The following is a 20,439-nucleotide window of genomic DNA, read 5'->3' as shown; positions in this document are numbered from 1 at the left end:
TGCAATTGATCCGCACACGACTGTAAGCTTGCGGCTATCGACCCGGGGAGCCGACAACCAGCCGCATGAACGAGTCCGTCTATTCCGCCTGGTTCAGCTTCGGGGTTCTGCTCATCCTGCAGATATACTTCGTGCTGCGCTCGCTGCTCAGGCCGCATCGCGAGCCGGCGTCGCGGCTGGCGTGGGTGATCGTCATCATCATCGTGCCGGCCGTCGGCATCATCGCCTACCTCCTGTTCGGCGAAGCCAATATCGGCCGCCATCGCGTCGCCCGCTTCCGCAAGGCTCTCCAGCGTCTGCCGGCGATGGAGCAGCTCAGCGCCGACATCGGCGAGGCGGCGGTCCCCGAGCGCTATGCAGTGCCGTTCGTGGTCGGACGCTCGATCAGCGGCTATGCGCCGACGGACGGCAACAGCGCCGTGCTCCTGGAAAACTCGGAGGCCGCGATCGACGCCATCATCGCTGATATCGACGCGGCGACGGAACACGTGCATCTCCTCTTCTACATCTGGCTCGCCGACACCAGCGGCCTCAAGATGGTCGAGGCGGTGAAACGCGCGGTGGCGCGGGGCGTCACCTGCCGCGTGATGGTGGACGATCTCGGTTCGCGCGCGCTCATCCGCTCGCCGCACTGGAAGGCGATGGGCGACGCTGGCGCCCGGCTCGCCGTGGCGCTGCCGATCGGCAATCCGCTGCTGCGGCCGTTCCGCGGCCGCATCGACATGCGCAACCACCGCAAGATCGTGGTGATCGACAATGCCATCACCTATTGCGGCAGCCAGAACTGCGCCGACGCGGCTTTCGCGGTAAAAGCCCGCTTCGCCCCATGGGTCGACATCATGCTGCGCTTCGAGGGACCCGTGGTGCGGCAGAACCAGCACCTCTTCGCCAGCGACTGGATGGCGCATGTGCAGGAGGATCTCAGCGCGCTGATGGCCGAACCCGTTGAGCGCGCCGACCACGGCTTCACGGCGCAGGTCATCGGCACCGGGGCGACGGTGCGCTATTCCTCGATGCCGGAAATCTTCGTGTCGCTGATGAACGCGGCCAAGCGCGAACTGGTGATCACGACACCCTACTACGTACCGGACGAACCGATACAGGCAGCACTTTGCGCCAGCGCGCGGCGCGGGGTGGAAACCACCGTCATCTTCCCGCGCCGCAACGATTCCTGGATCGTGGCGGCCGCCAGCCGCAGCTATTATCGCGACCTGCTCGATGCCGGCGTCAACATCCACGAATATACGCCGGGCCTGCTGCACACCAAGTCGATGACCGTCGATGGCGAACTGACGCTGATCGGCTCGGCCAATGTCGACCGCCGCAGTTTCGAGCTCAATTCCGAGAACAACATCCTTCTGCTGGATGTCGGCCTGACGGGCCAGATTCGCCGGCGGCAGCAGAGCTACATCGCCGACTCCATCCGCATCCACAAGCAGACCGTCATCCGCTGGAGCACCCCCCGGCAATTGTGGAACAACACCATCGCGATGCTGGGGCCGGTGTTGTGAAGTCCGTTGAACGCGCTTACTTGACGCCGAGGTCAACACCGGTGCGCCTTACTGTCGCTCCAGCACGCGCCTTCAACCAACAAGAATGGTTCTTGCGTACATAGCTGAATGCAAGACAGCGCTGGTCTTGTGCGCACGCTACAAAGCAGCCGACGAACGACGACTGTCGGAGGTGCATATAATCGCCTCCAGGCTTGTCGCGATCGGAGGCGATAGCGAATCCGGTTTCCAGTATACCTGCGGCTATATCGGCCGAAATTATCCCGAGTGCGTCACGGTTGACCACCGTGACCGCAGCGCCGTTCTTCAGAAAACAATATTTGGCCGGCTTGTTGTAGGTGGCTGCCAAGCAGCGACTGTCTTTTTTGCAGGCATCGAGACATTGCTGTCCCGACACATCCTTAAGCGTTGCATAGTCAAAACCGATTACATCCCGGTTATCCAGTTGTCGAAGCGGCTTGAAAGGCTCCAAGGCCACCGGCCTCGTTTCACTTTGAACCGGAGGCGCCGTGGCCGATTTTTCTGCCGCGTAGCAAAGCAATTGCACGACCGAGGGCGCGATCCTTTCCGCCAAATCTGCGGTCGTCAACGTGTTTTCGAGCGTGTCGGCCTTGAGGAAGGCAATCCCTCTGCTTTGGAGAAAAATCTCCAAAACACTGGCTTTGATGGCAAAATTCACGTTTTGCGGCGGTACGGAAGAGTCGCCGGACGCTCCGGCCTTCAGACCGGCCGTCACAACACCTACAAGATGACCACTCCTGTCGACGACAGGGCCGCCGGAGTTTCCCGGCTGAACCGGAGCAGATATCTGGAGATATCGCGTATCGTCCGCCATCCCAAGCAACGAGTTTATATTGCCGGTTGTGATTTTGATGGATGAAGAAAGTATGCTCGCGAGTGGATATCCCAACGCAGCGACATCCTCACCGAGACGAGGTTCACCTCTTACTGGAATCGGAGCGGTTGTGGCACCGGGGCTTTGCAGCGTAGCGAGATCATTTTTGGCGTCGATCTTCCATTCAGCAACTTCACCGCGGCCAACAACCTTGATGCGCGCGCAATTTTCAACCACGTGCGCGTTGGTGACGATCCAACCGTCGGAGGTGACGTAAAAACCAGTCCCTGACCCTGATGGCTGCTCTTGCGCGATCGCTTGTGCGCCGATCAGGCAAAATGCATGAATGGCAATAAAGGCAAACCATCGAAACGCAATCACCCGCCACACTCACCATATGGGCGGCATAGCCGCTGAACCTCAAGCCCAGCGCCATTCTTCTCACAATTTGCCGGCTGTCAAACGGCCTCGCGCATCTGCTCCGCCGTCTGCAAATCCACCGAGACGAGCTGGCTGACGCCCTGCTCGGCCATGGTGACGCCGAAGAGGCGGTCCATGCGGCTCATGGTGATCGGGTTGTGGGTGATGATGACGAAGCGCGTCTCGGTCGTGCGCGCCATCTCGTCCATCAGGTTGCAGAAGCGCTCGACATTGTGATCGTCAAGCGGCGCGTCCACCTCGTCCAGCACGCAGATCGGCGCGGGATTGGTGAGGAAGACGGCGAAGATCAGCGCCATGGCCGTCAGCGCCTGCTCGCCGCCGGAGAGCAGCGTCATGGTCTGCGGCTTCTTGCCGGGCGGACGGGCGAGGATTTCGAGGCCGGCTTCCAGCGGGTCCTCGGACTCGATCAACTGCAATTCGGCGGTGCCTCCACCGAAAAGATGCGTGAACAGGCGCTGGAAATGGCCGTTCACGACATCGAAGGCGGCGAGCAGCCGGTCGCGGCCCTCGCGATTGAGGTTCTGGATCGCCTGCCTCAGCTTCCGGATCGCCTCGATCACGTCCTCGCGCTCCGAGACGATGGTCTCCAGCCGCTCCGACATTTCCGGCTTCTCCTCCTCGGCGCGCAGATTAACGGCGCCGAGCCGCTCGCGCTCGATCTTCAGCCGATCGAGCTGGCGCTCGACCTCGGCCATGTCCGGCAACGGGTCATCTGGCCCGAGCCCCGTCTGGCGGATCACGAGATGCGGCGGGATCGCCAACGCCTCCTGAATGCGCGCCTCGACCTCGCGGCGACGCTCGTCGGCGGCGGTCAGCCGCTCCTCCGCACGCACCCTGCCCTCGCGGGATTCGGCCAGCGCCTGAATGGCGGCAGTGGCGGCCTTGTCGAGCGCGGCCTGCCGCGTCTCGGCCTCCTGAAGCCGGTCGGCCGCCTCCTTGCGAAGGTCCTCCGCCTGCTTCAGCTGGCTGAGCAGAGCGCGGCGCTTCGCGTCGATCTCGTCGGGAATGTCCTCCAGCGACCGTAGCTCGGCCTGCGCCTCGGCGCGTCGCTCCGAAAGCGAGGCGATCTGGCGGTCAGCGTTCTCGGCCCGCTTAACCCAGGTCTGGCGCTCGTCCGCGATCTGGCGGAGACGCTTTTCCCGCGCCTCGGTGTCGCGCTTCAAGCCGTCATGTGCCGCCCGCGCCTCGGCCAGCGCGCCGCGATCGCCTGCGACCGCGGCAGAAGCGCGATCGAGGCTTGCCTGTAGCTCCGACACGTCCGGAGCGGCAGCGAAGAGTTTTGCTGCGTCGTCATGCGCGGCGACCGCCTCCGCATGGCTTTCGGCGAGGCGGGTGCGGGATTCGTCCAGCGCGGACCGCCGGCTCACCAGTTCGCCGGCCGCGCGTTCGGCCTTCGCCAGCGCATCCCGGGCCGCGCCGACCGCATTCTGCGCATCCCGCCATGCCTGCCGCGCCGCCTTTTCCGTTTCGACACGCTGGCGCACGGCGGTCTCGGTGGCGGCAAGCGTCTCCTCGGCGGCGCGCAGCGACTTCGTCGCCGCAAGCGCCTCGACCTCAAGTTCGGCCAGCCGGTTTTTCTGCGCCAGCCTGAGCGCGGCGGCGGTGGGCGCGTCGGCGCTGGCGGTCAGGCCGTCCCACCGCCAGAGAGCGCCGTCGCGCGTCACCAGCCGCTGGCCGGGCGCGAGCAGCGCCTGAAGGCGTGGACCGTCAGCTGCCTCGACAATGCCGATCTGCGCCAGACGGCGGGCAAGCTGGCGCGGGGCGCGCACCACGCTTGCGAGGCTTTTGACGCCTTCCGGCAGCGCGGGGTCGCCGGGCGCGACGTCGGTGTCGCCCCAGTGTACCGGCGCGCTGCGGTCGAGCGGCACGTCGAGATCGTCACCGAGCGCGGCGCCCAGCGCGGTCTCGAAGCCGCGATCGACGGAAATCTGCTCCAGCACGGAGGGAAAGAGCCCGCCGGAAGCCGCGTTGAGCAGCTTCGCCAACGTGCGCGCCTCGGTCTCGATGCTGGCAAGCGCCGCCCTCGCTTCCTGCAAGGGCGGGCGGGCGGCGGTTTCGGCCGCGCGCGCCTCGCCGACGGCCTTTTCAGCCGCAGCGGCGGCGAGTTCCGCATCGGCCAGCGCCTTTTCGGCGGCATCGACCAGAAGCTTCTTCTCGGCCGGATCGGCGAGCGCGGAAATGCGCGCCGCGACCTCGCCAAGGTCGCGGTCGACATCGGCAAGCTGCCTGCCGACGCGATCGCGACGCTCGGCGGTGTCGCGCATCTGGCGTTCGAGCTGGGTGCGGCTGGCGACGGCCTCGGCCCGCTCCGAGGTGAGCTTTGCGAGCGCGGCCTCGCTGGCGGCAAGCACGGCCGCCGCCGCCTCCAGCGCGGCGCGGGCGGCGATCTCGCGCTCCGGCGCGCCGGCATGTTCGGCCGTCAGGCTCTCTTCCTCCGACAGCAGACGCTGCAGCACGTCGGCATTGTCGCGCAGCATCTGGTCCTCGCGGGCCATGTCGGCCTGCAATTGCTCAAGCCGGCGCTCAAGCTCGGCCTGCCGGCTGCGGATGCGGTTCGCCTCCTCCTCGATCTGCCCTTTGGCGATCGACAGGCGCTGGAACGCCGCGGCGGCGGCGGCCTCCGCATCGCGCAGTTCCGGCAGGCGATGGGCGCCGACCGCCTGATCCTTGGCGGCGTTCATCTGGCTCTGCGCGCGGTCCCCGACCAGCGCGGTGGCCGCCGACAGCGCCGACTGCGCCTCGGCTTCCGCCGCCTTGGCCTGCGTCCAGCGCAGATGCAGCAGGATCGCTTCCGCCTTGCGGATGTCGGCCGACAGGTTCTTGAAGCGCGAGGCCTGCCGCGCCTGCCGTTTCAGGCTCTCGATCTGGCCTGCAACTCGCCGACGACGTCGTCCAGCCGGCCAAGATTCTGCTCGGCGGCGCGCAGGCGCAGTTCCGCCTCGTGGCGGCGGGTGTGCAGACCGGAAATGCCCGCGGCCTCCTCCAGCAGGGCGCGGCGGGCCTGCGGCTTCGCCTGGATCAGCTCGCCGATGCGCCCCTGCCCGACCATCGAGGGCGAGCGCGCGCCGGTCGACTGGTCGGCGAAAAGAAGCTGCACGTCCCTGGCGCGCGCTTCCTTGCCGTTGATGCGGTAGACGGAGCCGGCCTCGCGCTCGATGCGGCGCGACACCTGCAACTCGTCGGCGTCGTTGAAGGCGGCGGGCGCGGTGCGGTCCGAGTTGTCGAGGAAGAGCGTGACTTCCGCGGTGTTGCGCGCGGGCCGCGTGCCGGAGCCGGAGAAGATGACGTCGTCCATGCCGGACGCGCGCATGTTCTTGTAGGAGCTTTCGCCCATCACCCAGCGCAGCGCCTCGACAAGGTTCGACTTGCCGCAGCCATTCGGCCCGACAATGCCCGTCAGGCCGCGCTCGATGACGAATTCGCCGGGCTCGACGAAGGATTTGAAGCCCAGCAGGCGAAGGCGGGAAAACCTCATGCGGGAGGTCTCCGACCTTCGGCACAGGGCGAACGGCGCACGGAAGCGCCGACGCCGGAAACGATCAGCGCGGGTGCGTCAAAGCAGCGGGTCGATGATCGCCGACATTTCCGCAATCGACAGGGCCCCCTTGTACTGCTTGCCGTTGATGAAGAAGGTCGGCGTGGAATCCACCTTGAACTCGTTCGCGCCGCGCGTGCGCACGGACCTGATGTCGTCGAGAAGCTTCTGGTTCGTCAAGCATTCCTCGAACTTCTGCTGTGAAAAACCGGCAAGTTTCGAGATCTGCAGCAGCGCTTCCTTGGCATTCTCCACGCCGGCCCAGCTGTTCTGCTGCCTGAAAAGCACGTCGATCATCGGGAAGTAGTTGTCGTCGGAGCACCGCGCCAGCATGAAGCCGGCTTCCGCGCGCGGATCGAACGGAAATTCGCGGAAAACCATCCGCACCTTGCCGGTGTCGATATATTTCGTCTTCAGCTCCGGCAGCGTCGTTTCATGGAAATGCGCGCAGTGCGGACAGGTCATCGAGGCATATTCGACGATGGTGACCGGCGCGTCCTCCTTGCCGAGGTATTTTTCCGGCAGCGCGCCGGGCTCCATCAGCCTGGCGACGTCGACAGTGCCGGCAGGCTGCGGCACATTCACGGGCTTAGTCTCGGCGGGTTTGGTTTCGGCAGGCGGCGTCTCGGTGGAAGGCGGCGTTTCCGCCTTGTCGGAATCACCGCAGGCCGCGAGCAGCGACGCCACGGAAACGACGGCCAGCGAGACGACCAACTGCCTGCGCGAAATGGAACGGATCATCGAATCACCTGAAAGCGAATGGGATTTTGTACCGAGAGAGGGCGAAAAGGCGAGATGCCGCGCGAATTACGGCATTCTCGCGGGCAATCCAATCGCCAAAGCACGCATATCGTTCACGAATGAGGCATTTGCTCAGGTTTTTCGCGCCTTTTCGCCGAGCATCGAACGCCCGAGGCGCGCCAGCGCCTCACGCAGGCCGTCATCCTCGATCCGCGACACCTTCGCGGAGATCCCGGCGGCCTCCGTTTCCGTGATCGTCCGGGGCTTCGGGCGCGGGGCCGGCCCGGCAGCGTGCACCGGCTTCTGGACGATGCGGATGCGGCCGATCGCGTTGAAGCCGAGGAACGAATTGACGCGGCCGATGATCTCCGTCGTCTCGTGCTGGATATGCAGCGCGGCCAGCCCCTCGCAGGCAACGACCAGCGTGGCCGGCTCGAACGGATCGCCGTCGTCCGCGCGGCGCGGCCACTGTATCTTCAGCGGGCGAGAGGTGGCCGCCAGCCGCGCGCCGACGATCTCCTCCCACGACTGCACCAGCCCGACGGAAATGCCGGCGCGCTTGCGCAGCACCGGATCGAGCACGTCGGTGACGAGATCGCTGACGGCGACCGGATGACGAGGCGCGAATTTGGCCATATGGGTTAATATCCCGCGGTGCAAACTGTGCCAACCGCTCGGCTTGCTGCTTCGGGTAGTATCCCAGTTGAAATTTTGTGGCGGACCATTGCGAACCTTCGCGCACCCAAAATACGTTCCAATGATGAGGTATCCAGCATCACTTCCCAAAGACGTGAAAGCCCGGGCATTCCTAGCCGGCAATGGAGAAATGGGTTTTGTTCCGGCTGACATATCCCCCTTCCTAGCGTCATGCCGCATCGACGGGATCAGAATTCTCGGCTGGGAGCTATGGTTGGTCGATCACAAGTTGGATTTTGCTGCGAATTCCCTAGTCCCCGCGACAGGCTCATGGTGTGGATTGATACCCGTGCAAAGCAGCGAGGTCCTTACGGTCATAACCGGCGAGGGTGACGTAGATGAAACAGAATGCCAGTTAACGTCCATAGACTTGTGGGCCGAAGTAAAGCGTGAATGGCTCCCCTACATTCGGGTCAACTTCACACTTGATAACTGACACTCTCTCACCGAAGCGACGTGAAAGGAGACCGCCGATGAGTGAGGTCAAACTTTATGCCGGTACGTTCGGCGGTTTCTTCGGAGACGCCATGAAGATGGCTACTAGACTGGACGCAGGCGACCGCTTCGTGGAGCCGGCTTCAATCGGCTTCGAGAATGCCGAATGCTGTTCGGGCTGCTTACGCTCAATCGCTGGATGCTGCTGCGCGCCTTGAAGAAGGCAGGCGCGTCCTCCATTCGCGCGCTCGCGAAGGCGCTGGAGCGCGACTATCGCGGGCGCATGCGGATGTCGCGGTCCTGCTTCGGGCAGGCCTTATCGAGCGGCTGGGACATGGATGTTGAAGCGGCGGCCTGAAAGACCTAGTTGCGGCGGAATGGCTACTGCCCCTTTCCTCTCCGCGCGCCTGCTCGACTGGTACGACCGGCATCACCGCGACCTGCCGTGGCGCGTGCCGCCCGATCGCATCGCGGCGGGCGAGCGGCCCGATCCCTATCGCGTCTGGCTGTCGGAGATCATGCTGCAACAGACGACGGTCGAGGCTGTGAAACCCTATTTCCGCGCCTTCGTGGAACGCTGGCCGGATGTCGGCGCGCTGGCGGCGGCGACGCAGGACGACGTGATGAAGGCGTGGGCCGGGCTCGGCTACTATTCCCGCGCGCGCAACCTGAAGAAGTGCGCCGAGACGGTGGCGGGCGCGTTCGGCAGCGCCTTTCCGGATACGGAAGCCGGATTGCGCGACCTGCCCGGCATCGGCGCCTATACGGCGGGAGCGGTGGCGGCGATCGCCTTCGGCCGGCCGGCGACCGTGGTGGACGGCAATGTCGAGCGGTTGATTTCGCGGCTTTACGCCATCGAGCGTCCTGTGGCGGAAGCGAAGCCGGAGATCAGGCGGCTGGTCGAGGCGCTGGTGCCGACCGACCGTCCCGGCGACTTCGCGCAGGCGATGATGGATCTCGGCGCGACGATCTGCTCGCCCCGCCGGCCGGCCTGCATGATGTGCCCCGTAAAGTCCGATTGCGCGGCCCTTGCCGAAGGCGACCCGGAACGCTTCCCGGTCAAGGCCGTCAAGGCGGAAAGGCCGGCGAGGCGCGGCGCGGCCTTCGTGGCGGTGCGGCCGGACGGCGCCGTGCTCTTGAGGAAGCGCGCCGAGACAGGGCTGCTGGGCGGCATGGCCGAGATACCGGGCACGGCGTGGACGGCGCGGCTCGACGGCGCGACCGGCGCGGAGGCGGCTCCTTTTGCCGCCGACTGGCGCTTTTCCGGCCAGATCGTCCATGTTTTCACGCATTTCTCGTTGACGCTCGACGTCTTCCGCGCCGAGGTGGACGGCCGCGCACGGATGCCTGAGGCGTGGTGGTCGACGCCGGCCGATCTGCCCTTCGAGGCTTTACCCACGGTGATGAAAAAGGCTATCGAGGCGGCCCTTCCGGGCGCGACCCGCAAGATTCCCGCCAGGAGACACTGATGGCAGAGATCAAGCATATCGTCTTCGACATCGGCATGGTGCTGGTCCACTACGATCCGAACCTGCCCTTCAGCCGCTTCATTCCGGACCCGGAGGAGCGCAGATGGTTCTTCGAGAATATCTGCACCCATGACTGGAACATCGAGCAGGATCGCGGCCGGACCTGGGAGGAGGCCGAGGCGCTGCTCATCGCCGAGCATCCCGAGCATGCGGAGAACATCCGCAACTTCCGGCGCCACTGGCACGAAATGGTGCCCTACGAGATTGCCGACTCGGTGGCGATCCTGCGCGAACTGATCGCGCAGGGGCGCGACGTGACCATGCTGACCAACTGGGCGGCGGACACCTTTGTCGAGGCTCGCCGGCGTTTCGGCTTCCTGAACGAGCCGCGCGGCGTCACCGTTTCGGCGGAAGTCAGGCTGATCAAGCCCGACCCGGCGATCTACGCGCTCCACGCGAGCACTTTCGCGCTCGCCCCGGATGCGACCCTCTTCATCGACGACAATACGAAGAACGTCGATGCAGCCCGCTCTGCCGGATGGCAGGCGATCCACTTCACCAACCCGCCAGCTCTGAAGACGGCGCTGGCCGATCACGGAATACAGGTATGAGTAACCTTTCAGCGCAACGCGCCGCCACGTCCGACATTGTCGACATCGTCGAGCGCTATCACGCGGCGATGAACGCCCTCGACTTCAAGGCGCTCGAACGCTTCCTCACGGAGACGGCGGTCTATGTATCGGACGGCGTCGGCGTGTTCGAAGGCCGCGACAAGATCATGGCGGGCTTTCGCGCCTATTTCGCCGAATATGGCGATCAGGTCGCAACAGACGAGACGATAGAGGCGATCTCGGACCGCGCCGTGCGCTCGGTCTGGAAACTGAACGCGACCAGCGCCAAAACCGGCGTGAAACTGGCGCGCAGTGGCGAGGAAACGGTGTTCCTCGATCGCAACGGCTTCATCGAGAAGGTGATCGTAAGGGATCGGACGCCGGCCAACGAGGCTTGAGAAGAAAAGGGCTCGCGACCCACGCCTCGGCGACGCGACGCCCCTCTCCGTCACGCTGCGCGTGACACCTCTCCCCCACTGCGTGGGGGAGAGGAACCCAAGCTCGCGGAGCGTCCCTCGCTGGCGCAGTCCCCTGCGCCCTGCCCTACGCTCCCGCCTGTTCCATGCTCAGCCGGGCGATTCGGCGCAGCTCGTCGATCGCGGTCAGCCCGCCATTGCGCTCGTAGTGCCAGAAGGTCCAGCCGTTGCACGCGTCCAGTCCCTGCACCTCGGCGCCGAGCCGGTGGATGGAGCCTGCAGAGCTATCCGTTGCAAGCGTGCCGTCGGCGCGCACCTTCGCCGCCCAGCGCTTGCGCGCGTCATAGAGCGTGGTGCCTGGCGCGATCAGCCCGGAATCGACAAGATTGACGAAGGCGACGCGGGGCTCGGCGCGCTTGCCGCCCATCACATTGAGCACGGACGTGCCGAGCGGCTGGACGGCAGCGATGCGCTCGCTGGCCGCGTCGATATAGGCCTGCTCACGCTCGACGCCGACAAAGTGGCGGCCGAGCCGCCTCGCGACCGCGCCGGTCGTGCCGGAACCGAAGAAGGGATCGAGGATCACGTCGCCGGGCTTCGAGGACGCCAGCATGACGCGGGCGAGCAGCGCCTCGGGCTTCTGCGTCGGGTGCAGCTTGTCGCCGTTCCTGTCGCGCAGGCGCTCGGCGCCGGTGCAGATCGGGAACAGCCAGTCGGAGCGCATCTGCACGTCGTCGTTGGCCGCCTTCATGGCGTCGTAGTTGAAGGTGTAGCCCTTGGCGTCGCGGTCGCGGGAGGCCCAGATCATGGTCTCGTGCGCGTTCTGGAAGCGACGCCCGCGGAAATTCGGCATGGGGTTGGTCTTGCGCCACACCACGTCGTTGAGAATCCAGAAGCCGAGATCCTGCATCAGCGCGCCGACGCGGAAGATGTTGTGGTAGGAGCCGATGACCCAGATGGTGCCGTTCGGCTTCAGCACGCGGCGCGCAGCCAACAGCCAGGCGCGGGTGAAGGCGTCATAGGCGGCGAAGCTGTCGAACTGGTCCCAATGATCGTCGACGGCATCGACCTTCGACTGGTCCGGCCGGTGCAGGTCGCCCGCGAGCTGGAGATTGTAGGGCGGGTCGGCGAAGACCACGTCGATCGATTTTTCCGGGAGCTTTTCGAGGGCGGAGACGCAGTCCCCTTTCACGATGGCATCCAGCCACTGGGGGCTGGAGGACGCGGAAAGCCGCTCCTCGGCACGACGCAAGGCAGACATGGAGAAAACCCGGATACGCGTTACTGTTTACGAGCCGTTATGGTTACCCGTCAGCGTAAATATTCGGTGAACCGCAGCCCGCCGAAACATCGGAGAAGCGTGAAAATTTGCGGATCGGGGAGCGATGGTGTATGGGCCGCGCCTTGTCGCAGGGGCGCACCGCCCGCTCACCGGAACATTCTCTCCATGCAGGACATCGATCTGGTCATCTTCGATTGCGACGGCGTGCTCGTCGATTCCGAGATCATCGCGGCGCGCATCGAGGCGGACGTCATCACCAAGGCCGGCTATCCGATCACTGCCGCCGAGGTGTCCGAGACCTATGCCGGCCTCACCTTCCGCGACATACTGATCCGGGTCGAGACCGAAGCGCGCATGCCCTTTCAGGCGTCGCTGATCGATCAGGCGGAAAAGGCCGTCGAGCGGGAACTCAAGCGCAGCGTGCAGGCGATCGACGGCGTGCGCGAGGCGGTGGCGTCCGTCACCGCGAAAAAATGCGTCTGCTCCAATTCGAGCAGCGAGCGGGTGAACATGATGCTGACCAAGGTCGGCTTGAAGCCGCTCTTCGGCGACAACATCTTCTCGGCGCTGGAAACGCCTACGGCAAAGCCGAAACCGGCTCCGGACGTGTTCCTCCACGCCGCAGAAAAGTTCGGAGCCGATCCGAAGCGCACCTTCGTGATCGAGGATTCGGTGCACGGCATTCACGGCGCGCGCGGCGCCGGCATGCGCGTCATCGGCTTCACGGGAGGATCACACAGCTATCCCGGCCACGCCGATGTGCTGACCGAGGCCGGTGCGGAGACCACGATCCGGCGCTGGGCAGAACTCCGGAACCTGCTAGACGCGCTCGCGGTCTGGTCCGAAGACGCCTGACGATGGAAAGATGCGCGGCGGCCGGGCGGGCCGCGCCCGGCTCATTTCGGCTTTTTCGCCGGGCCGTCGTCGAAACCGGCATAAACCTGCACGGCACGATCCGGCGGCAGCGGGAAGGACACGTTCGGATCGTTGAAGACGAACAGCGCGGCCGAGGAAGCGTCCGCCACCGTCACCTGATGCTGGTGGAGCTGAGAATAGAGCACCTCGCTGCCCCGCGTGACCGCGATGCGGATCGGCATGGTGATGGTGCCCGGGGAGAAGGCAGGGCCCGGCACGACGCGGCCGGCGACCGCGACCTTCATCGTCAGCATGCCGTCGGCGGTGACACAGGTTCGCGAGACGTCGCTGAGCGACGCCTGATAGACGACCTTCGTCGGATCGTCCTGACCGCCCCTGGCGTAGGTGCTGAAGAAGCTGGTGCCGTCGCGCAGCGTCACGCGCGGGCAGAAGCCGCGGAGTTCCGCCTCCGTCACCTTCTGTTCGGCTGGCTTCTGATCGCCGGCGACATCCAGCGTCCTGGCGCTGTCGCCCGATTGGCACCCGGCGACGGCAAGGATAAAGACCGAAAAGGCCGGAAGCAGCAGAACACGCGGGTCGAGCAAACTGGATCTCATGGGCACGAAAATCGGAGATTTCCCCTCGCAACGAACGCGCTCTATAGCAACCGGGCGGCGAAAATGCGACTGAAGCGACCGCGATTTTCACCCTTTGGTCACAGCTCATCTGCCACGCAGGCATGAGGGGACATTTGATGCACTATGTCAGTACGCGGGGCGAGGCCCCGGTTCTCGGTTTCAGCGATGCGGTGCTGGCGGGACTCGCGCGCGACGGCGGGCTTTACGTGCCGAAAGAGTGGCCGCATTTCAGCGCCGCCGACATCCGCGTCATGCGCGGCCTCTCCTATGCCGACGTCGCCATCCGGGTGCTGACGCCATTCCTCGGCGGCCAGATTGCGACGGAGACGTTCGAGCGCCTCGTGCGCGAAGCCTATGCGACCTTCCGTCACGAGGCCGTCTGCCCGCTGGTGCAGATCGGTCCGAACCGCTTCGTGCTGGAGCTTTTCCATGGCCCGACGCTCGCCTTCAAGGACGTCGCCATGCAGCTTCTGGCGCGGCTGATGGACCATATCCTCGCCGAACGCGGCGAGCGCGCGACGATCGTGGGCGCGACCTCGGGCGACACGGGCGGCGCGGCCATCGAGGCTTTCGCCGGCCGCGACCGCACCGACATCTTCATCCTGTTCCCGCATGGCCGCGTCTCGCCGGTGCAGCAGCGCCAGATGACCACGAACGGCGCGGCGAACGTCCATGCGCTCGCCGTCGAAGGCAATTTCGACGACTGCCAGGGGCTGGTGAAGGACATGTTCAACGACCACCGGTTCCGCGACCGGCTGTCGCTGTCGGGCGTCAACTCGATCAACTGGGCCCGTATCATGGCCCAGATCGTCTATTACTTCACCTCCGCCCTGTCGCTCGGCGCGCCGGACCGGCCGGTCTCCTTCACCGTGCCGACCGGCAATTTCGGCGACATCTTCGCCGGCTACGCCGCCAAGCGCATGGGCCTGCCGATCGAACGGCTGGTCATCGCCACCAATGACAACGACATCCTCGCGCGCACGCTGGCGACCGGCGAATACCGGATGAACGGCGTGGTGGCGACCACCTCCCCCTCGATGGACATCCAGATCTCGTCCAACTTCGAGCGACTGCTGTTCGAGGCTTCCGGACGCGACAGCGCGGCTGTGCGCGGATACATGGCAAATCTCAAACAATCGTCGGGTTTCCGTATCGCTGAACCGGCCATCAAGGCGATCCGCGACGAATTCGACGCCGGCCGCTCGACCATGGACGAGACGGCGGCGACGATCAGGAACACGCTGAAGGCGAATGGATACCTGCTCGATCCGCACACCGCGACCGGCGTCCATGTCTCTGAAAACGCAGCAGGAACCGCGCCTATGGTGGTGCTCGGCACGGCGCATCCGGCAAAATTCCCGGATGCGGTGCGGGCCGCCTGCGGCGTGACCCCGCAACTGCCGGAATGGCTGTCGGACTTGATGCAGCGTCACGAAAAGTTCACAGTGCTCGCCTCGGACCTCGATACGGTCGAGAAGCACATCAGCCGCCTGTCTCGGGCGACGGTCTAGGGAGAAGTCCTATATGGGTGTTGAGGTAAGCCGTCTGTCCAACGGCCTGACAGTCGCCACCGAAACCCTTCCAAGCGTAGAGTCCGTCGCCCTCGGCGTGTGGGTGAAGTCGGGCGCCCGCAACGAGCGGGACGACGAGCACGGCATCGCCCATCTGCTCGAACACATGGCGTTCAAGGGCACGAGCAGCCGCAGCGCCTTCAAGATCGCCTCGGAAATCGAGAATGTCGGCGGCGAGATAAACGCCGCGACCAGCGTCGAGACGACCTCGTTCTTCTCGCGCGTGCTCAGCCGAGACGTGCCGCTGGCGATCGACATCCTGTCCGACATACTGACCGACTCCAAATTCGATCCGGTCGAGCTCGAGCGCGAGCAGCATGTGATCCTGCAGGAGATCGGCGCGGCCCACGACACGCCGGACGACGTGGTCTTCGACCGCTTCACCGAGACCGCCTTCAGAAACCAGCAGATCGGCCGCTCGATCCTCGGCACGCCGGAGACGGTGAAGTCCTTCACGTCGCGGCAGCTACACGGCTATATGGAGCGCCAATACGGGGCAGACCGGATGGTCGCGGTCGCGGCCGGCGACATCCAGCACGACGCCTTCGTGCGCGAGGTGGAGAAGCGGCTGGGCGGCTTCCGCCCGACCTCCGACAATGAGGCGCCCGCGCCGGCAGTCTATGTCGGCGGCGACTTCCGCGAGGAGCGCGACCTGATGGACGCGCAGGTCGTGCTCGGCTTCGAGGGCCGGGCCTATCATGTGCGCGACTTCTACGCCTCGCAGGTGCTCTCGATGATCCTCGGCGGCGGCATGTCCTCGCGGCTCTTCCAGGAAGTGCGCGAGAAGCGTGGCCTCTGCTACTCGGTTTATGCCTTCCACTGGGGATTTTCGGACACCGGCATCTTCGGCGTCCACGCCGCCACCGGCGAGGACGACATCGCCAGGCTGGTGCCGGTCATCATCGACGAGTTGCGCAAGACCGGCGACATGATCTCGCAGGAGGAACTCGACCGCGCCCGCGCGCAATATCACGCCGGACTGGTCATGTCGGCCGAAAGCCCGGCCAGCCGCGCCTCGCAGATCGCCCGCCAGCTTTTGCTGTTCGGCCGTCCGATCCCGAAGGATGAGCTTGTCGACCGACTGTCGAAGCTGACGGTCGAGCGCCTGACGGACCTTTCCTCGCGCCTGTTCTCCACCACGCCGACCGTCGCCGCGATCGGGCCGATCGGCGCGCTCGCCTCCTACGACCGTATCCGGGCCACTCTGCCGCGGCTTCCAGCCGGCGAGCAAAAGCTGGCGGTCTGATTCCGAACCATCGGACAGGGCGATGCTCGCGCTTCCCTTTGTCCAACGCCGCGAGGGCCCGGTCCTCGTCGGAACGCGGGTGACGCTGCGGCTCCCCGGGCGTGGCGACTACCATGAATGGGCCGCGCTGCGCGCCGAAAGCCGGGCCTTCCTCGAACCATGGGAGCCGCGCTGGTCGCCCGACGAGCTCGACCGTTCCACATGGCGGTCGCGCATCAGCCGCTACCGCGAGGATTTCGCCCATGGCAGCGCGCTCCCCTTCTTCCTTTTCGAAAATAGCGGTGGAAAACTCGCCGGCGGCATCACGCTGGGGAATATCCGGCACGGCGTCGCCCAGAGCGGCCAGATCGGCTACTGGATCGGGGAGCGCTATGCCGGCAAGGGACTGATGCTGGAAGGATTGCAGCTTCTGGTCGGCCACGCATTCCAGACGCTGAGGTTGCATCGCGTCGAGGCGGCCTGTATCCCAGACAACAGGCGGTCGATCCGCGTGCTTGAAAAAGCCGGATTTCAACGCGAAGGACTGCTCCGCTCCTACCTGCGCATCAACGGCGTCTGGCAGGACCATTATCTCTACGCCCTGATCGCAACGGATGTGCGCGGGAAATGATGAAGGCTCTTTCTTGACGCTGCGGGCCGCACCCGGCAGCCTCGCGTCGTTCGTGCTGACGCTGGTCGCGCTCGTCTTTCTCGCGTCGAGCGCGTCGGCGGTGGAGGCGATCAAGATTTCGCGCGACGACGTGGCGCTCGACCTGTCCCGCGCGGTCGAGATCTATACGAACCAGGGCGAGAATTTCCAGGTTTCCACCGCCCCCGGACCGGACGGCATCGTGCGTCGCATCGAGGTCGAGGCGAACGACGAACGATCGAGCGGCGACTGGGCGGTGTTCGCGCTGGCCAACACGACGGACGAACAACTCGACCGGCTGATCGTGGCGCCGCACTTCCGGCTCGTCGGCTCCGGCGTCATCTGGCCCGATCTCGGCGCCAACCGCATCGCGGCGATCACCCCCAGCGAGGGTTTCGCGCTCGACCGGCAGCCGAGCCCGGATTCCGACGTGTTCCTGGTGACGCTGAATCCCGGCACGGTGGTGACGTTCGTGGCCGAACTCGCCTCGCCCAAGCTGCCGCAGGTCTATCTGTGGGACCCGGAATCCTACAAGGACACGGTCAATTCCTACACGCTCTATCGCGGCATCGTCATCGGCATTTCGGGGCTGCTGGCGCTGTTCCTGACCATCCTGTTCGTGGTCAAGGGAACGTCCATGTTCCCGGCGACGGCGGCGCTCGCCTGGGCCGTGCTCGCCTATATCTGCGTCGATTTCGGCTTCCTCAACAAGGTGATCGAGATCTCGCCCGGCAACGAGCAGATATGGCGCGCCGGCACGGAGGTGGCGCTGGCCGGCACGCTGGTAGTGTTCCTGTTCGCCTATCTCAACCTCAACCGATGGCATGGCCATTTCAGCTACGGCGCGCTGATCTGGGTGCTGGGACTGCTGGCCATCGCCGGCGTGGCGGCCATCGATCCGGCCGTGGCGGCCGGCGTGGCGCGCATCTCCTTCGCCGGCACGGCGATCATCGGACTGGTGCTCATCGTCTATCTCGGCATCCGCAGCTACGACCGCGCGGTGATGCTGATACCAAGCTGGATGATGGTGCTGGTCTGGGTGGCCGGATCGTGGCTGACCGTGACCGGCGCGCTGGACAACGACATCGTGCAGCCGGCGCTCGGAGGCGGCCTCGTCCTCATCATCCTTCTGATCGGCTTCACGGTGATGCAGCACGCCTTCGCCGGCGGGGCGCTCAACCACGGGCTGTTCAGCGATCTGGAACGGCAGGCGCTTGCCGTCGTCGGCTCCGGCGACACGGTCTGGGACTGGGACGTGGTGCGCGACCGCGTCGTCACCCGCCCCGACGTCAGCGTGCAGCTCGGGCTTGCTCCGAACAGCCTCGGCGGCCCGGCGCGCAACTGGCTGCCCGTGCTTCATGCCGATGACCGCGACACCTTCCGCACCACGCTCGACGTCGTGCTGGAACACCGGCGCGGCAAGGTCGCGCAGAGCTTCCGCCTGCGCGGCGCGGACGGACACTACCACTGGTTCTCGCTGCGCGCCCGTCCGGTGATCGGCTCCGACGGCGAGGTGATCCGCTGTGTCGGCACGCTGGTCGACGTGACCGAGCAGAAGAAGGCCGAGGAGCGGCTGTTGCACGACGCCGTGCACGACAATCTCACCGGCCTGCCGAGCCGCGAGCTGTTCATGAACCGGCTGGACGCGGTGGTCGCCATCGCGCAGTCGGAAGATTCCGTGCGGCCGACCATCTTCGTCATCGATGTCGACCGCTTCAAGCAGGTGAATGACGGGCTCGGCATTTCGGCCGGCGACACCATCCTGCTCACCATCGCGCGCCGCCTGCACCGGCTGCTGAAGCCGAGCGATTCCCTGTCGCGCTTCGGCGGTGACCAGTTCGCCCTGATGCTGCTTTCCGAACAGGACCCGGCGCGCATCGCCAGCGTCGCGGACGCGGTGAAGAAGGCGATCCAGGCGCCGATCACCTTCGCCAAACGCGAGATCGTGCTCACCGCCTCCATCGGCCTCATAAGCTGGACCGGGACGAATGCGAGCGCCGAAGACCTCGTGAAGGACGCCGAACTCGCCATGCATCAGGCCAAGCGCTTCGGCGGCGACCGCATCGAACCTTTCCGGCCGGCGTTCCGCACCGTCGGCACCGACCGGCTGCAGCTCGAATCCGATCTTCGCCGCGCCGTCGAGCGCAAGGAGATCATGCTCGCCTACCAGCCGATCGTCAGGCTGGAGGACCGCACGGTCGCCGGCTTCGAGGCGCTGCTGCGCTGGGACCATCCGCGCCGTGGCATGATCCCGCCGTCGGACTTCATTCCGGTCGCCGAAAGCTGCGGCCTGATCGTCCAGCTCGGCCTCTTCGCTATGCAGCAGGCGGCGGAAGACCTCGCGCTCTGGCAGAAGCAGACGATCGACACGCCGCTTTTCATCTCGGTGAACCTGTCCAGCCGGCAGCTGCTTCGGCGCGATCTGGTGAGCGACGTGAAATCGGTCATCGCGCGCTCGAACCTCAACCCGCGCAGCTTCCGTCTCGAACTCACGGAATCGCTGGTCATGGACAATCCGGAGCAGGCGACGCACGTCCTCAACCGGCTGAAGAAGCTCGGCATCGGCCTCTCCATCGACGATTTCGGCACTGGCTACTCGTCGCTTTCCTATCTGACGCGCTTCCCCTTCGACACGATCAAGATCGACAAGAGCTTTCTCGACGACAAGACGCCGAAGCGCACGGTGCTTGTCCGCTCCATGGTCAACATGGCGCACGAACTGGGGCTTTCGGTCGTCGTCGAGGGCGTCGCCGACGAGAACGACGCGCTGGAACTCAGGCAGATGGGCTGCGAATACGCGCAGAGCTTCATGTTCGGCGTGCCCGTGTCGGCGGACGCGGCGCTGAAGCTCCTGAAGGATCACTATCAGCCAGCACAGGCGTGACGGCGATGGCGGGAGAACCGCTCAGGCGTGGCCGGCGGTCACGCTGAGATGCGCGAGATCGACGCCTATCGAGGCGAGGATGCGGTCGTATTTCCGGTCGATGTCGGTGTCGAACAGCATGTCCATGTCGGCGCGGCAGGTGAGCCAGCCATTCGCCGCGATCTCGCTTTCCAGCTGGCCGGCGCCCCAGCCGGCATAACCCAGCGCCATGAGCGCATGACGCGGGCCGCGCCCGGCGGAAATCGCGCGCAATATGTCCACCGTCGCGGTGAGGCAGATCTCCTCCGACACAGGCAGGGAGGAATCGACGCGGTAGTCGTCGGAATGGAGCACGAAGCCGCGGCTGCGGTCGACCGGGCCGCCATTGCGCACGACGAAATCGCGCGCCGTGGCCGGCAGGCGGATCGTTTCGTGTTCCTTCATGATGCCGAGTTGCACGATGAGATCGGGAAAACGCATCTTCTGCGCCTGGTTGATGATCAGGCCCATGGCGCCCTCGGTGCTGTGGGCGCAGATGTAGATCACGGTGCGCGCGAACCTGTCATCCTGCATGCCCGGCATGGCGATGAGGAAGTGGTCGTCCAGGAATCCCTGCGCGCCTGCAGCGCTTTTTCGCCGCAACAAATCCATAAATCCAAACGTAAC

At 65.3% G+C, this 20,439-nt stretch carries 16 protein-coding genes and 1 pseudogene; 10 read left to right on the top strand and 7 right to left on the bottom strand.

Features of this window, described 5'->3' with window-relative positions; translation table 11 throughout:
• Positions 1-65 precede the first annotated feature (65 nt).
• A complete protein-coding gene (gene cls / locus M9955_16645; GenBank protein MCO5083273.1) occupies positions 66-1,511 on the top strand; it encodes a cardiolipin synthase in 1,446 nt (481 codons plus the stop codon).
• Between the two features lie 16 nt (positions 1,512-1,527).
• On the opposite strand, the gene M9955_16640 is transcribed toward cls, so the two are convergent.
• The 4 genes and pseudogenes from M9955_16640 to M9955_16625 all read right to left on the bottom strand — a co-directional run bounded on the left by M9955_16640 (position 1,528) and on the right by M9955_16625 (position 7,699).
• The gene (locus M9955_16640; GenBank protein ID MCO5083272.1) at positions 1,528-2,727 is read right to left on the bottom strand and encodes a trypsin-like peptidase domain-containing protein; all 1,200 of its coding nucleotides are present in this window, start codon (positions 2,725-2,727) and stop codon (positions 1,528-1,530) included.
• A 77-nt stretch (positions 2,728-2,804) separates the two neighbouring features.
• Positions 2,805-6,262, bottom strand: a pseudogene (gene smc / locus M9955_16635) (chromosome segregation protein SMC).
• 78 nt (positions 6,263-6,340) lie between these two features.
• Positions 6,341-7,063: a DsbA family protein gene (locus M9955_16630; GenBank protein MCO5083271.1), complete on the bottom strand. Its 723-nt coding sequence runs from the start codon at positions 7,061-7,063 to the stop codon at positions 6,341-6,343.
• Positions 7,064-7,195: 132 nt separating this feature from the next.
• Positions 7,196-7,699 (bottom strand): DciA family protein, encoded by a 504-nt coding sequence (locus tag M9955_16625; protein MCO5083270.1) that lies wholly within the window; start codon positions 7,697-7,699, stop codon positions 7,196-7,198.
• Between the two features lie 661 nt (positions 7,700-8,360).
• On the opposite strand from M9955_16625, the gene M9955_16620 reads away from it, so the two are divergent.
• From M9955_16620 to M9955_16605, 4 genes are read left to right on the top strand one after another with little or no spacing between them, the layout of a single operon-like run.
• Complete coding sequence (locus tag M9955_16620) at positions 8,361-8,552, top strand: hypothetical protein (protein MCO5083269.1); 192 nt, start codon at positions 8,361-8,363, stop codon at positions 8,550-8,552.
• 19 nt (positions 8,553-8,571) lie between these two features.
• Entirely contained in the window at positions 8,572-9,663 is a 1,092-nt protein-coding gene (mutY, locus tag M9955_16615; protein MCO5083268.1) for an A/G-specific adenine glycosylase, read from the top strand.
• The gene (locus M9955_16610) at positions 9,663-10,274 is read left to right on the top strand and encodes an HAD family phosphatase (GenBank protein ID MCO5083267.1); all 612 of its coding nucleotides are present in this window, start codon (positions 9,663-9,665) and stop codon (positions 10,272-10,274) included. Before mutY ends, M9955_16610 begins: the two co-directional genes overlap by 1 nt.
• Entirely contained in the window at positions 10,271-10,672 is a 402-nt protein-coding gene (locus tag M9955_16605) for a nuclear transport factor 2 family protein (protein ID MCO5083266.1), read from the top strand. Before M9955_16610 ends, M9955_16605 begins: the two co-directional genes overlap by 4 nt.
• A gap of 145 nt (positions 10,673-10,817) precedes the next feature.
• On the opposite strand, the gene M9955_16600 is transcribed toward M9955_16605, so the two are convergent.
• Positions 10,818-11,951 (bottom strand): site-specific DNA-methyltransferase, encoded by a 1,134-nt coding sequence (locus M9955_16600; GenBank protein MCO5083265.1) that lies wholly within the window; start codon positions 11,949-11,951, stop codon positions 10,818-10,820.
• A gap of 186 nt (positions 11,952-12,137) precedes the next feature.
• Here M9955_16600 and M9955_16595 point away from each other — a divergent pair, with 186 nt between their 5' ends.
• On the top strand, positions 12,138-12,827 hold the full coding sequence (locus M9955_16595; protein MCO5083264.1) for an HAD family phosphatase: 690 nt from the start codon (positions 12,138-12,140) through the stop codon (positions 12,825-12,827).
• A 41-nt stretch (positions 12,828-12,868) separates the two neighbouring features.
• Here M9955_16595 and M9955_16590 read toward each other — a convergent pair whose 3' ends face one another.
• Positions 12,869-13,444 carry a hypothetical protein gene (locus M9955_16590; GenBank protein ID MCO5083263.1) on the bottom strand — a complete coding sequence of 192 codons (576 nt, stop codon included), beginning with the start codon at positions 13,442-13,444 and terminating at the stop codon, positions 12,869-12,871.
• A gap of 137 nt (positions 13,445-13,581) precedes the next feature.
• Between M9955_16590 and thrC the strand changes: the two genes are divergently transcribed.
• The 4 genes from thrC to M9955_16570 are packed head-to-tail and all read left to right on the top strand — an operon-like array spanning position 13,582 to position 19,794.
• Entirely contained in the window at positions 13,582-14,976 is a 1,395-nt protein-coding gene (gene thrC, locus M9955_16585; protein MCO5083262.1) for a threonine synthase, read from the top strand.
• Between the two features lie 13 nt (positions 14,977-14,989).
• Entirely contained in the window at positions 14,990-16,282 is a 1,293-nt protein-coding gene (locus M9955_16580; protein MCO5083261.1) for an insulinase family protein, read from the top strand.
• 22 nt (positions 16,283-16,304) lie between these two features.
• Entirely contained in the window at positions 16,305-16,892 is a 588-nt protein-coding gene (locus M9955_16575) for a GNAT family N-acetyltransferase (GenBank protein ID MCO5083260.1), read from the top strand.
• 52 nt (positions 16,893-16,944) lie between these two features.
• Positions 16,945-19,794 (top strand): EAL domain-containing protein, encoded by a 2,850-nt coding sequence (locus M9955_16570; protein MCO5083259.1) that lies wholly within the window; start codon positions 16,945-16,947, stop codon positions 19,792-19,794.
• A 21-nt stretch (positions 19,795-19,815) separates the two neighbouring features.
• On the opposite strand, the gene M9955_16565 is transcribed toward M9955_16570, so the two are convergent.
• Positions 19,816-20,424 carry a YqgE/AlgH family protein gene (locus M9955_16565; GenBank protein MCO5083258.1) on the bottom strand — a complete coding sequence of 203 codons (609 nt, stop codon included), beginning with the start codon at positions 20,422-20,424 and terminating at the stop codon, positions 19,816-19,818.
• Between the last annotated feature and the right edge of the window lie 15 nt (positions 20,425-20,439).

This window comes from Rhizobiaceae bacterium, assembly GCA_023953845.1.
GTDB lineage: Bacteria > Pseudomonadota > Alphaproteobacteria > Rhizobiales > Rhizobiaceae > Arvimicrobium.
Note: the sequence above shows the minus strand (reverse complement) of the source record. Positions and strands in the feature narration are given on the sequence as shown.

Bases quoted from the DNA above. Each gene is read 5' to 3' on its own strand.
- cls (MCO5083273.1), top strand. From the start codon at position 66: ATGAACGAGTCCGTCTATTCCGCCTGGTTCAGCTTCGGGGTTCTGCTC.
- M9955_16630 (MCO5083271.1), bottom strand. From the start codon at position 7,063: ATGATCCGTTCCATTTCGCGCAGGCAGTTGGTCGTCTCGCTGGCCGTC.
- M9955_16625 (MCO5083270.1), bottom strand. From the start codon at position 7,699: ATGGCCAAATTCGCGCCTCGTCATCCGGTCGCCGTCAGCGATCTCGTC.
- M9955_16620 (MCO5083269.1), top strand. From the start codon at position 8,361: ATGCTGTTCGGGCTGCTTACGCTCAATCGCTGGATGCTGCTGCGCGCC.
- mutY (MCO5083268.1), top strand. From the start codon at position 8,572: ATGGCTACTGCCCCTTTCCTCTCCGCGCGCCTGCTCGACTGGTACGAC.
- M9955_16610 (MCO5083267.1), top strand. From the start codon at position 9,663: ATGGCAGAGATCAAGCATATCGTCTTCGACATCGGCATGGTGCTGGTC.
- M9955_16605 (MCO5083266.1), top strand. From the start codon at position 10,271: ATGAGTAACCTTTCAGCGCAACGCGCCGCCACGTCCGACATTGTCGAC.
- M9955_16600 (MCO5083265.1), bottom strand. From the start codon at position 11,951: ATGTCTGCCTTGCGTCGTGCCGAGGAGCGGCTTTCCGCGTCCTCCAGC.
- M9955_16595 (MCO5083264.1), top strand. From the start codon at position 12,138: ATGCAGGACATCGATCTGGTCATCTTCGATTGCGACGGCGTGCTCGTC.
- M9955_16590 (MCO5083263.1), bottom strand. From the start codon at position 13,444: ATGAGATCCAGTTTGCTCGACCCGCGTGTTCTGCTGCTTCCGGCCTTT.
- thrC (MCO5083262.1), top strand. From the start codon at position 13,582: ATGCACTATGTCAGTACGCGGGGCGAGGCCCCGGTTCTCGGTTTCAGC.
- M9955_16580 (MCO5083261.1), top strand. From the start codon at position 14,990: ATGGGTGTTGAGGTAAGCCGTCTGTCCAACGGCCTGACAGTCGCCACC.
- M9955_16575 (MCO5083260.1), top strand. From the start codon at position 16,305: ATGCTCGCGCTTCCCTTTGTCCAACGCCGCGAGGGCCCGGTCCTCGTC.
- M9955_16565 (MCO5083258.1), bottom strand. From the start codon at position 20,424: ATGGATTTGTTGCGGCGAAAAAGCGCTGCAGGCGCGCAGGGATTCCTG.